The 13,099-nt window shown below is 62.1% G+C and carries 8 protein-coding genes; 3 read left to right on the top strand and 5 right to left on the bottom strand.

The features are described from left to right. Positions 1 to 3 precede the first annotated feature (3 nt). From P5540_15410 to P5540_15395, 4 genes are all read right to left on the bottom strand, one after another. On the bottom strand, positions 4 to 1,185 hold the full coding sequence (locus tag P5540_15410; protein ID HRT66204.1) for a sialidase family protein: 1,182 nt from the start codon (positions 1,183 to 1,185) through the stop codon (positions 4 to 6). Between the two features lie 44 nt (positions 1,186 to 1,229). Next, positions 1,230 to 3,542 carry a glycoside hydrolase family 127 protein gene (locus P5540_15405; protein ID HRT66203.1) on the bottom strand — a complete coding sequence of 771 codons (2,313 nt, stop codon included), beginning with the start codon at positions 3,540 to 3,542 and terminating at the stop codon, positions 1,230 to 1,232. Between the two features lie 90 nt (positions 3,543 to 3,632). Further along, positions 3,633 to 7,298 carry a carbohydrate binding domain-containing protein gene (locus tag P5540_15400; GenBank protein ID HRT66202.1) on the bottom strand — a complete coding sequence of 1,222 codons (3,666 nt, stop codon included), beginning with the start codon at positions 7,296 to 7,298 and terminating at the stop codon, positions 3,633 to 3,635. 70 nt (positions 7,299 to 7,368) lie between these two features. Next, positions 7,369 to 9,189, bottom strand: coding sequence for a M6 family metalloprotease domain-containing protein (locus P5540_15395; protein ID HRT66201.1), 1,821 nt, complete (start codon positions 9,187 to 9,189; stop codon positions 7,369 to 7,371). A 184-nt stretch (positions 9,190 to 9,373) separates the two neighbouring features. Here P5540_15395 and P5540_15390 point away from each other — a divergent pair, with 184 nt between their 5' ends. The 3 genes from P5540_15390 to P5540_15380 all read left to right on the top strand — a co-directional run bounded on the left by P5540_15390 (position 9,374) and on the right by P5540_15380 (position 12,697). Further along, a complete protein-coding gene (locus tag P5540_15390) occupies positions 9,374 to 10,624 on the top strand; it encodes a glucuronate isomerase (protein HRT66200.1) in 1,251 nt (416 codons plus the stop codon). Between the two features lie 9 nt (positions 10,625 to 10,633). After that, positions 10,634 to 11,077 (top strand): thioesterase family protein, encoded by a 444-nt coding sequence (locus P5540_15385; GenBank protein HRT66199.1) that lies wholly within the window; start codon positions 10,634 to 10,636, stop codon positions 11,075 to 11,077. Between the two features lie 246 nt (positions 11,078 to 11,323). Beyond that, complete coding sequence (locus P5540_15380) at positions 11,324 to 12,697, top strand: MATE family efflux transporter (GenBank protein HRT66198.1); 1,374 nt, start codon at positions 11,324 to 11,326, stop codon at positions 12,695 to 12,697. On the opposite strand, the gene P5540_15375 is transcribed toward P5540_15380, so the two are convergent. Next, a complete protein-coding gene (locus P5540_15375) occupies positions 12,686 to 13,084 on the bottom strand; it encodes a peptide chain release factor-like protein (protein ID HRT66197.1) in 399 nt (132 codons plus the stop codon). The genes P5540_15380 and P5540_15375 overlap by 12 nt on opposite strands. Between the last annotated feature and the right edge of the window lie 15 nt (positions 13,085 to 13,099).

Raw genomic sequence — 13,099 nt, 5'->3', positions numbered from 1 at the left:
CGATTAGTCCCGCCAGCCGGGAACGGAGTCGTCGAGCGTCAGTGTCCGAAAGTTCTTGAACCGGTGGAAGGTCAGGAAATTGGCATCGTGCATGTTGTGCGCGCCGCCGAGGCCGTCATCGAACGCCGTGCGACACACGGCAATGATGTCGCCGCTCTCGAATAACCAGTCCACATACTGAAATCCGTGCTTTTCGACATCCGGGTGATAAAGCAGCACGCACTGGATGGTCCATGCGCGCAGATCCGGCGAACTGGCCAGCGCCAGCGTGTTGCGCGTGCTGGCGGGACGGCCCGCTTGGTGCTTTTCGGGGATGTAATTCACGAGCGACCAATATTTTTTCGTTTGGGGATCCCACCGTATGGCGAACTTTTTCGATCCGCCGGGAAACGGGATGAAATCCTTGTCCGGATCGAAGGAAGCCTTCCGGCCCTTGGCGCTCACGCGGACGATGGCCGCGTGCTCCGTTTTCATTTTCGGCGTGATGTCCACGCGAAGGATATCCACAATATCCCCCTTGGGTGTGACGACCGCGTTGCCTTCGAGCCACGCGTTGAAGGCGCCGCCCAGCCATTCCGGATTGCGCGCGAGACAATTGCTGAACCGCCACGACTTGGCCTTGAGCAGATCGGCCTCCGTTTTTACGGACATCATCAACGCGCGGAAACGATGCCCCCATTTGTCGCCGCCCGCGGCGTCCTCCATCCCGCGCCAGAGCCGGCCCTTGTGCTCGATGACCGGCATCGGCGCGCAATGATACTCGCCTTGGGCGATCAGGCCCGAATCGGCGTCCCGGGGCACGGTCCACGTCGCGCCGCCGTCATCCGAACGGCGAATGAGAATGTTGCCGTATTCCCTGTGCGTGCCGAGCAGGTACAACGCGCCCCGATGCACGAACAGCGACGACCAGAACGCGCCCTCGATGCGCGCGGTCTCGCGCCAAGTCAGGCCCTTGTCGTCCGAACGGAAGATGTGCGAGACGGCGTTGGAATGGTACTGCGATTTCGGGCCGAACTCGTCGTGCGACGCCACATACGCGCCGTCCGCCAATACCGCCAGGGCCGGCGAGCCGACATACCGCTGTTCGGAGGCGGGGATATGATTGATGACCACGCCGGGAACCAGCGAAAAATCCGGTTTGTCTCCGGACGCCGATAGACCCGCGAGCACAATTGCCAACAACATTTTACTGCCTTTCTTCGGGGTTGCCCGCGCACGGTTCCCTGCGGTTATTCCGCGCGCACCACGCGGCAGCCGAACACGCCGCCGGCCATCATGCCGGGATGCGCCTGAAACGTCACGCGCGCGTTCCCTTTGTCCTTGGTCAGTTCCGACGGAATCGGATATGTGATATCCACGAATTCGCCCGGTTTGAGGTTGTCGAGTTTCTGCGTGGCGATTTTCGCTCCGTCCACAAGAAGATCGAATTCACGTGGGCCGGCGTCGCTGCCCCAGTACGTGACGATCAGCGCGATGGGCGCGTCCGGCGCCGTTTTCAACGTGAACGCGAACCGTCCGCCGTCCGCCGCGTCGCGCCATTTACGCCCCAGATGCTCACCGCACCGCGTATTTTCGCCGTCCATGGCGTGATCGCGTTCGGGTTGCATCTCGCCGGGCTGAACGAAATCAATCGTCCGGGCTTCGAGCGCCTTCCGGCGTTCCTCTTCCGCGCGATACTCGTCTTGCCTCTTTTTCCATTCTTCCTCGGTAAAAAAGTCCCAATAAACGGCGTGGCGCACGTGGTGCGTGCGGAAGAACGGGATCATGCGCACGTCGCCCGGCCGGCCCACGCCGGACGTTTCAAAGACCAACCGTTCGCCCGCGACGGGCTTCAGCCATTCGGCAACGGGGCGGTTCCCCGTCACCAGCACAGGCGCGATGGGCATCGGAGCAGCCGGATCGCCCAGTTGTCCCGCCAGCACGATAGGACCGTACAAAATCGCCGCGCGCCTGGGATTGTCGGGCATCGCCTCGATGCGCAGCGCCATCGAACATCCGATTTCGATCATGTCGCCGGTTCCCCACACGCGCTTGACCGGAATGAAACGGCCCGGCGGCCCGGCGGCACGGATCTCGTTGCCGTTGACCGAAACGCGCATGCGATCCGCCCATGCCGGATGGCGCAGATAGAAGGTCAAATCGAGCGGGTTCTTGCAGGCCAGGCGGAGGCGCGAGACGGGTTCGTCCGGAAACCGGGTTTCCTGCCGGAGCGTCAACCCCTTTTCCTCCCATTTGAGTTCCGATGCGATGAACAAATTCACATAGACGCCCGCCTCGTCGTGGAAATAGATGGCGTCGCCGTACTGCGCATGGTTTTCCATGCCCGTTCCAATGCAACAGGTAAACAGGTCGAACTGCGGCTGAAACACCTTTTCCATGCCGGGGGCCATTCCGACGTAGTAGGTAACGCCTCCGGCGACGGGATCCTGCGAGGCGAGGATGTGGTTGAACAGCGCCCGTTCGTAATAATCGGCGCGTTCCGGGGCGGCATCCCACATGAACAGGCGCCGGGTCAGTTTGAGCATGTTGTAGGTGTTGCAGGTTTCCGCCGTGTTCTTGCTCAGCCGGTTCGCGAGCAGGCCCGGTTCGCCGAAATGTTCTTGGTCGCTGTTGCCGCCGATGACGTAGGTATGATGGGCGACCACGGTCTTCCAGAAGAATTCGGCCACGTCGTGGAAGTATTTGTCGCCCGTCAATTCATATTGCCTTGCGGCGCCGGTCATCTTCGGGATTTGGGTGTTGGCGTGGCGTCCGTTCAATTCGTCTTTTCCCGCCGCCAGCGGGTCCATCACGGCCCGATGGTTGAATCGCCTCGCCAGCGCAAGATGATTCGGGTCGCCGGTGATGGCGTACACGTCGGCCGCCACCTCGTTCATTCCCCCGTGTTCGCAGTCGAGCATGCGCTGATCGAGTTCGTCGCTGAGACCGCAGGTTGTCGCAAACGCCCAGTCCGCCAAGCCAACCAGCACATTCCGCGCGCGCGAACAGCCGGCGATCTGGTACGCGTCGCGCAGCCCGGCCATCAGTTTGTGCATCGTGTACCACGGCACCCAGCATCCGTTGAGATCGAACCCTTTCGAGCGAATGTCGCCGCGGGCGATTTCCGCGAAAATACGTTTGCCTTCGGGAATGGCCGCCACATACCCGTTCCCGTTGGCAATCTGGCACGCCGCCAATTCGTCCACGATGTACGACACGCGATCGTAAAAGTGAATGTCGCCGGTCGCGGCGTACATCTTCGCGCACGCGGACAAATAATGGCCGAGGGTGTGCCCGGCCACGCCCTGTTCCTCCCAGCCGCCGTACCGCTGCGCCTTCGGACGCAGCCCCGCGTCTTCGCGAAACCCCGCCAGCAGGCGATCCGCCTCGAGTTTCAGCAGGTAGTCCGCATCGCGCAACATCGCGTCACGAAACGGACCGTCAAGCAGCCGGACATTCTTGGGCTCGAACGCCTCCGCCTTCATCGCCACCGGGTCCGCCGCCGCGCACACCGCGGCCGATAGGATGGATACCATGATTGCGACTCCGCTCACGGGCTTCATGACGCCATCGCGCTCCTCGCCTGCATTTTGCCGCAAGCAACCGCACCATGTCGAATTTGTCAACCCAACCATCCGCGACCGTTTCGCGCCTTACCGGCCGAGACTTCCGGGACCGTATCGAAGCGTCTCGAAGATTTCGCCGGACGGCTCTTCGCGGGCGACAACGAGGAGTTCGTTCGGCTCGGTCTGGATCGTCCAGCCCGTTTCGGTGCGTTCAAGCGGGACTGGAGCGACCACACGGCCCATGCCCTCTCGCCATTCGACCATCCACGCGCGGAGATCCGCCGCCGAACTGCTCCACGAAAGGGGGCCTGGGTGCGTGGAGGCCATGGCCATGCACACACTTTCCCCAAGCGGTTTCCGGTCGAGGCTGAATATCATCCATGCGCCGGCCCCGTCCACGAACGTGCCGTCGCCCGCCGTCAACACACCGGCGCCCGTGGCAAGCATGATGCGATCGTCCCGGTTGCAATGGACGATCGCAGGCAGGGCCGCGCGCGGCTGAAGCGTCAGCGGGACGCGCTTCATGCCGGGAAGATGCGTTTCCACGCGCGCATCGGGTCCGATGGGACCGCGGGGGAAGAAGGCCATCGGACCGTTCTCCTGCATGACGCGCCACTGGCCGCCCGTTGTATGAAGCGGCATTGCGCCATGGGGAAGGATGTGGCCCATAAGGCCCAGATACCCGTTAGCCGCCGGATCGCCGGTCAACGCAACGTCTGTCACGAAAGAGTCTTTGCCGGGCAGCGTTTCCCACGGTTCCGGCGACCAATAGAGGCGGCCCTTTCCGCGCGTGAACGAATAAATGGCGGACGGGGCTGGTTGTGAGAGTTTATCGGGCAGGCCCTCGACAATCGGAAACGGCAGGCCGGAGGCGTGCGTTTCTTCTCGCAGAAATTTGACGCCAAAGGCCTTTTCAAGACGCGTCGGATCGCGCGCGCCCTGCGCGGTGATTGCCGGATCGCCCGACACGTAGACGTTCGCGCCGCGCTCGGCGGCTTCGAGCAACGCGGCAAAGGAAGCGTCGTCGAGCGCATAAGCGAGCGGCATGACGATCGCCTCGGGCGGCGTTGCGGCCATGCCGACGAGATTCGCTTCGTTCGCGACGTCGAAGTTCACATTGCTTGCCAGCAAGCATTCAATAACGTTCATGAGCGACGCATGCGCCATCGCCTCCGGCGCGCCCAGCCGCCATGTATCGGGCAACACGAGCACGGTTTCCGAAAGCGGATAATGAAGTTCGATCTGCGACGCAAGCATCCGCAGGTTGCGGTACAGTTTGAGGACGGGTTTCGGGCGCAACGGATTCGCGTACGCCATGCCCCACGGGAACACACGATCGGGGTCGTCGCTCCAGCACCAGTTCTGAATCTTACTGACGCCCATGCCCAGCGCCGCATGCACGACCCACCAGAACAACTCGTTGCGTTCCTCGTCGGTGCGTTGGATGTGATAGTCGCGCCCGCCGCGTTCGGGCGCCCATGCGTCGTGTGTCTTGACGCCGAACTCGCCGATGTTGCAGCCGTGTCCCGTACGGCGCATATCATTCCACTTGATCGTGGCCATCAGCCGCGCCGTGTCGCGTTTCGGTTCGTCGAAATAGCCGAAGTTGGCCACGTCCATGTCGCCGACCGTGAGGCGAAGGTCTATCCCGTTGAACGGCCGCTGATAGTACTCGCTCGTGATGGGATGCGTTTGATCCTCCAAGCGGATCGCCCCGCATAACGCGCCGATCCAGCGTTTCATCAATTCCGTTTTGAACAGGGCCACATCGCGCGCGTGTACGTCGTACCACGTCTGCGCCGGCCAATCGGCGACGGGGATATCGCCCAGTGATCCGGTTGGCGGCGGATTCCATGCGGCGCGCAAGGCATCGTCGTTCCCATATCGCGCGCGCAGGAAATCGTTCCACAAACGCCGGATGTCCGGGATGTCCTTCAATTTCAACTGGAAATCGCCGTTGAGGTAGTAGATCAAGCCCGGCGTGCCCTTGAACCGCCGGGCGAAATGGCGGCACATTTCGGACTGTTGCCGCAATTCCTCGTCGCTTGTCACAACATCCTGCCCGATAAGCAGCCCCGCCATATAAACAAGCCCGGTCTGTTGCGCAAGGCGGATATAATCGTCCAATTGTTTTTCAAACACATCCGTGAACACGTAGTTCGCCGGCGCAAATTGGAGATTTTCGAACATGTGCAGGCCATAATCGCGCATGCCGTCCATGTCGGCACGCCACGTTTGCGGCGAATGGGACGACGACAGAAACACGTTGCAGTAGGCGTCCGTGCCGAAAAGGCAGGCCCGCCGCAATTGCCCGCCCGCCTCCAACGTGAAGCCGTTGTCCACGAAACGCACCCGGGGCGCTTCTTCGGACGGACGGTTCTCTGGAATGGGCGCATCGGCTTTCAACATTGAATCCGTTACGCCCGTTTTCAGGAGAGCAATGACCTTGTCGAGCCATTGACGGCCCTCGCCGCCGCTGAAAAGGTCGCGGTTGGTTACGCCAAAGAGTGCCCACACGGAATGTTTGTAAGGCGCGGCGGTATGGAAAACGATCGCGCCCGGGACGCCGGAGAAGCGGTCGTATTCGTCGCGGGCTTCGATGATCGGAATCCATCGCGCCGTGCCGTTGAGTTGGGCCGTGGCCTCGAAACCTTCCACACGCCCCAAAATACGGCCATCCGACGCCAAGGGGCCGTCAGGGGCGAACACGAGCGATTCACCGGCGAATTTCTGGTCGGGGCTGAACAGCATGAGTTGGCGCGGATCGAGGACAAGGCCGTCTTCCGGCCTGCCGTAATGTGCGTTGATGAGTGTTTCAGGCGGCAGCGCCGCGCACGTGGCCTCGTCAATCCAGAGCGTTCCCACGCCTTGATAAAAGCCCGCGCGCAGGACGGTCTTTGCGGTATGGACCGCGATGGTCACGGACGTTTCGCGGCGCGTCCAATCCGTTGCGGCGCGGATTTGCGCGAAATCAATGAACTTCACAAGGCCGCCCTGTGCGTCGTACTCGTACACAGCGAGAAAGGCGAATCCCGGCCCTTGGACCGCGCTGGTTTTCGCGTGCGCGCCGATGAGGTAAGTCTGCCCGGGCTGGACGTCGATCGGCGTTTCCCACGCCACGCCATGCCCAAGCCCCTCGTTGCTGATCTGTCCGCAGGATTGGCCGGTCGGCGCGCCTTCGGCGACGACCGAGCATGCTTGGGGCGATCCGGTTTTCCAATGATCCGCGCCGCTTTCAAACCCGCCGTTTGGAATCCGCGCGGTTTCCGGGGCACGCGCCCGTTCGCGCTGTTTGAGCCAGTCGTCGCGGCTCGACACCCATTGCCCGTCGCGTTTCACCCACAACGCATCGAACGCGTATCCGCCGGTGCAGAACAGGTCGCCGCCCTTTTCGAGAAACGCCAGCAGCGAATCCCTCGCCGCTGCCGGAAACGATGCGCCGGTCGGCACAATCAGCAGATCGAAGGACTCCGCATTGAATGTGGCCGCGTCGGCCAGTTGGTCCGCGTCGAGACTCGTCAACGGGATGCCCTGCGATTGCAGCACGTCCCGGAACGTCCGCGCCGGCGTGGGAAAGCCGGCCACGGGCAAGGACGGCTCCTCAAGGATCGCGGCACGGTAATCCGTCCCGGCGGAGGCGGCGGCAAAGACCAGCATCCCAAGGAAAACGGCAAATGGACGATACAAACGCCGTGGGCGAGACGGACCCGCGAAATGCTTCATTTTCCGCATGGACTCCACTGAATCCACCATGTCCACCTCGTCCACGGCATGGAGTAAAAAAGGCCTCTGGCCGGGGAATTTGGTTCCTACGCGCCAAGCATCATCGTTGCCGCCGCGCGCTTCGCCGCAACAGCGCCCATCCCGCCGCGAGAAGCGCCGGAACGACAGGCCATGCCGCAACCGGCACGCTCAATCCGACCCAGAATCCGGTGACGGAATTGATGGCGGGCGCAAGATGGCCTTCGCCGTCGTCGGCGGTGCCGGCTGCAACCCGGATCGTAAGCCGTCCGTCTCCCGTGATGTCGGAAATCGTGATGGTCCGCGTCACATTGCCGGAACCGGTCACGAAAACCGTGCCCGTGGCGGTGCCGTCGGCGACGAGCGTCACGTCGGCGGGCGACAGGGTGATATTGGCCGCGCCGGTGTACGTGACGGTATACGAAACCGGCCCCGCGACGGTTTGATCCGTGGACGGCGGACTGATGCTCACCGAAATCTGGACCGGCGTACCGACGGAAAACGTCATTGTTGCGCCGGAGGCGCCGATGCCCGTCAGGGCGACGTTGCTCGCCGTCCCGCTCTTGAGATTGCTGTTCGGCGTCGAGGAGGCATTGAACGTGGCGTTGTTGCCGGAGCGGAACAGATCCGTGTCCTGACCTTGGTTTTGGTTGTTCAGCAGATGGTTCATGCCATCGGCCTCCTCGAGCGCGATGCCGAAATCCGTCGGACTCTGGTTGACGGCATTGGTTCGCCGGATATTGTCGTCAACCAGGATCGTACCGTCGCAATGGAAAATCGCCAATCCGCCCTGCGTGCCGGGCAATCCGGCGTCGTAACCCGTCTGCTGGCGGTTCTCGACGATGAAAAATTCCTGGCTGCCGGGCACATTGATGCGAAGCACGGCGTTGCTGCCGTTCGCCGCATCGAGGCTGGCCGTCTGGTTGCCCGGCGCGGTCATCGTGGTCACGTCCGCCCACCCCAACCAACTTTTGAGAAATCCGTCCACATGGACGGGCAAGTCGCCCGAACTGCCGCCCCAGCTTCCGCTGGCCATGAGACTGAACATGCCCAGTCCCGCCCAGTTGCCGCCGCTGCCGCTGCCGTCCGCGTCGTAAAGGTCCGGAAGCCCGATGTCGTGGCCCAGTTCGTGCGTCATCGGGCCCATCTTCGCCATTTGCGAGCCGTTGAATTCCGACCCGCAATAGCAGTACCCGACTATGTTTTTACCGTCCGAATCGCTGCCAATCGTCAGGCCGCTCAGCCGCGGCGTCCGCCACATTTCGTGCGCCCATGCGCGCGGGACCGCGCTCTGGTAATACGAGGTCTCGTCGCCCGCCTGATAAATCAGGATATGCAGTTCGTTCGGTTCGATCGTGCCGCTCGAATCGGTGTCGAACGGGGCAAAATTGATATAGGCGTTGGCGGCCTTGATCGCCTGCACGGCAATCGCTTCCGAATTGCCCGACTGAATATCCGAAGAGGAACTCAGCCCGGACACCGTGATCGGGCCTATGACTCCGTCGTTCGCCGTGCCGTGGCTTTCCTCCGCCGGGGCGATTGTGAAAAGGCCGTTGGAAACCTGCGTGTAGTACGCGGCCATATCCGTGAGCCGCTGGCTCCACAGCGCGGCGGAGGGATAGGCGAACGCGGCGCCGCCCGCGGCGTTTTCGATGAGGAGTATCACGGCCTTGTGCGTGCCCGAAATCGGCGGGGACGGGGGAACCGTTCCCTTCGCGGCGGCGTCGGCCCATGCCTTCTCGATTTTGTCGAACATAATGCCGTTTGGCGGGCTTCCGCCAAAGGGGGGAATCGTCCCGTCCGCGCCGATGCACGCCCATGCGGCGCCGCCCGTCAGCGCCAGGATTGCCAGCGCCGCCATGCAACAAAACAGGCATATTCGATGGATAGTGCGGAAATACATAAGAAGTCCTCCTTGCTTCCGTCCGCGCACGGACGGCAAGTTTGCACTGCGCCATTGCACCGTTATTGAAACCTGCCGTACATACTGTACACCACAGGGCGGCCAATGGGAAAGAAAAATTTTGCCTTGCGGGCCGCTGTTTTGCGCCGGTATGATAACCCCCCGGAAGGAAAGGGAACATTCCATGAATCAATCCATGAACACGGCCGACATCCGCGAAGTCGTCGCGCGGGTCGTCGCGCAGACGCCGGTAACCGATCTCCATACGCATCTTTACGCGCCCGCGTTCGGTCCGCTGCTCTTGTGGGGCATTGACGAGATGCTGACGTACCACTATCTCGCCGCGGAAGTCCTTCGCGTGTCGGACATGCCGTACGAGGCGTATTGGGCGCTCCCGAAGAAGCAGCAGGCCGAATTGATCTGGCGCGAGTTGTTCATTGAACGATCACCGATGAGCGAGGCGTGCCGGGGCGTGCTGACGGCCCTCGACCGGCTGGGCCTCGATATGACCGAGCGCGACCTGAACACGCATCGCGACTATTTCATGGACAGGCGGCCCGAAGATCATGTGGATACCGTGCTGAAGACCGCGAATCTCAAGTGCGTGGTCATGACCAACGACCCGTTCGATCCGCTTGAACGGCCCGTGTGGATGAACGGGTTCGCCGGCGACAAGCGTTTCCACGCCGCGCTGCGCCTCGATGCGCTGCTCAACGACTGGGGCCGCGCCTGTGCGACGATGCGCGAATGGGGCTACGACACGGAGCCGGGCTTGGGCTCGAAGACCGTCGCCGAAATCCGCCGGTTGCTCGACGAGTGGACGCAGCGGATGGGCGCGCTGTATATGGCCGCGTCGTTTCCGCCGGATTTCGCGTTTCCAGACGATTCGCCGCGCGGGCGAATCATCGAATCGTGCGTGCTTCCGGCAGGCCGCGACAACGGCGTGCCGTTCGCGATGATGATCGGCGTCAAACGCAACGTGAATCCGGCCTTGAAACTGGCGGCGGACGGCGTGGGCCTTTCGGACGTGGACGCGGTGGCGCGGATCTGCGCGCAGTACCCGGACAACCGGTTCATGGCGACGATGCTGGCCCGCGAAAACCAGCACGAGTTGTGCGTCACGGCGCGCAAGTTCCGCAACCTGATGCCGTTCGGATGCTGGTGGTTCCTGAACAATCCCAGCCTAATCGAGGAAATGACGCGCATGCGCATGGAACTGCTTGGCTTGGGTTTCGTGCCGCAGCATTCCGACGCGCGCGTGCTCGATCAGGTCATCTACAAATGGGAGCACAGCCGCGCGATTATCGCGAAAGTCCTCGCCGACAAGTACGCCGATTTAATCGCGACGGGCTGGTCAATTGAAGAAAACGAGATCGCCCGCGACGCGGCCCGGCTGCTCGACGGCAATTTCTGGAATTTCCTGGGACGCAACTGAGGAGTTTGCATGTATACCGTTGTGCGCACCATCACGCTGCGCGACGCCGATGCGGCGGGCGTCCTGTTTTTTGCGCGCTACCTGTCGCTCGCGCACGACGCCTACGAGGAAATGATGGCGTCGCGCGGCATCCGTTTCGGCGACATGCTGCACGCGGGCACGTATATCCTGCCGGTCATCCGGACCGGCTGCGAATATCGCGTTCCGCTGAAAATCGGTGATGCCGTTGAAATCCGCGTGGCGATTGCCGAAATTCGCCGCCGATCGTACACCGTGGCGTATGAAATGATTGCGCCGGACGGGCGTCTGGCCGCCAAGTGCCACACCACCCATGTCGCCGTGGACAAGACGTCCCGTAAGTCCATTCCGCTGCCGGATGAACTGGCCGCCGCGCTCCGCGCGGAAGCTCATGGCGCAAAGCCCGCAACAACGAGGGACGGACGGCATGGATGAATGGGACATTATGGACATCGCTTTAACACAATGATCTTTCTCTTTGTCATGTCCATCCCGGCCTTAATGTCCATATCGTCTCTCGAAATCTTGTAAATTTAGCGATCAGTCGAAAGCGTAGCGCCGAATTCCGATTCGGCTGAGCCGCCAATGCCCGTACCGAATCGGAATTCGGCGTTACAGGCCGTTGTGCTGAATCTGCTCACGCGATCCGAGCAATAGATGGTCTCAACCTCTGGATATCACATGACCTATTTGCCGCCGACAGAATCCCGTTGGGCGGGCGCGCGCGAAGTGATGGGAATGTCCGGTCCGATCATCCTCGGATCGCTTTCGTACACGCTCATGCAGTTTGTGGATCAGGTCATCGTGTCTCGGCTTGGCCTAAACGAATTGGCCGCGATGGGTTCTGCGGGCGTGTGGTCGTATGTGCTCGGATGCCTGCTGTTCGGAATCGTCGGATGTGTCAGCACTTTCGTGTCGCAATGCTATGGGCGCGGCGACAAGGAAAATTGCGCCCGCTACACCTGGCAAGGCATCTATTTGTCATTGCTGGCGGCCGCCATGGCCGTGGCGCTGTGGCCGCTGTCCGGGCCGCTTTTCCGCGCGATGCACCACAGCCCCGAAGTCACGGAACTGGAGTTGACGTTTTTCCGCATCCGGTTGTTCGGCTACCTTCCGATGGCGTGGGCGACGGCGCTGGCGTCATTCTTCCAAGGCATCGGCCGCCCCGGCGTGCCGATGTACGCGGCCATTGCCGCCAATGTCGTGAATCTCGTGCTGAACTACGGCCTGGTATTCGGCCGTTTCGGGCTGCCCCGGCTCGAAATCGCCGGATCGGCCACGGCCACCGTGCTTGCCATGACCTTCCAGGCCGTCCTGTTGCAAGCCTTGTTCATGAGCGGGCGCGTCCATGCACCATACGGCAGCCGCCGCGTTTGGCGATTCGATATTGTCCGCGCGCGCGAGTTGTGCCGCATCGGATTCTTCGCCGGCCTGACGATTTTCATGGATGTCGCCAACTGGGCCATCTTCACGAGTTTCATCGTCGGCCATTTCGGCGCCGTGTCGCTCGCGGCCCACAACGCGGCCATCGCGTTCATGCACCTCTGCTTCATGCCGGCCCTCGGCATCAACCAAGGCATCGCGGCCATCGTGGGCATGTACGTCGGACGCGGACAGCACGACACCGCCGCATCGCGCACCTACACCGCCATGCGGATCGCCGGCGTGTACATGTTTCTTCTGGGACTGGTATTCGCCTTCTTCGGAAAGGGCCTCGTCGCCTTTTTCTTCACGCAGGATCCCGGCGTCGTCGTTCTCGGCCACAAACTGCTGATCCTCGCCGCGATTTTTCAGGCCTTCGACGCCATCAATATCGTGGCGCTCGGCGCGTTGCGCGGCGCAGGCGACACGCGCCATGTCTTCTATCTGACTCTTGCCTTCGCCTACGGATTCTTTCTGCCGCTGTCGCTGATCCTGGCGTTTCCGGCGGGATGGGGCGCGGTCGGCGCGTGGATCGGCGCAACGGCCTACATCATCGGCCTGAGCGGTCTTTTGTTCCGCCGTTTTCGGAGCGGCCGCTGGCGCGAAATGGACATCTTTTCCTCACGCGGATGAATCCATGCCGTTCGCTTGTCTTGCCCGCCGCCGGCGCCGTTGTTTCTGCTTGCGGATGCGCGCTTGTTCTTTCGATGCGGGGCTGGCGGAACCGAGCCGGACGGCCTCGACGAGTTCACAAAGGCGGCGGCGTGCATAAAAGCGGTTGAGCGACTGCGAGCGCGCCTGCTGCATTTTCACTTCGATGCCGGTCGGACGATGAACAAGCCGGACGCATGTGGCGCTCCGGTTGACTTTCTGGCCGCCCGGGCCGCCGGACGACATGAACGATTCGTCGAGATCTTCCTCGCGAAGCCCGCAGGCGTCCATGCGTTCCCGCAATTCCGCTTCCTTCCGTGGCGTCACGCCAAACCGAACCATGCCCGACAAGCCTCCGCGATGCCTCATGTCAGTTGATACTTA

This window comes from Candidatus Hydrogenedentota bacterium, from assembly GCA_035450225.1.
In the GTDB taxonomy this organism is placed as follows: domain Bacteria; phylum Hydrogenedentota; class Hydrogenedentia; order Hydrogenedentales; family SLHB01; genus DSVR01.
Note: the sequence above shows the minus strand (reverse complement) of the source record. Positions and strands in the feature narration are given on the sequence as shown.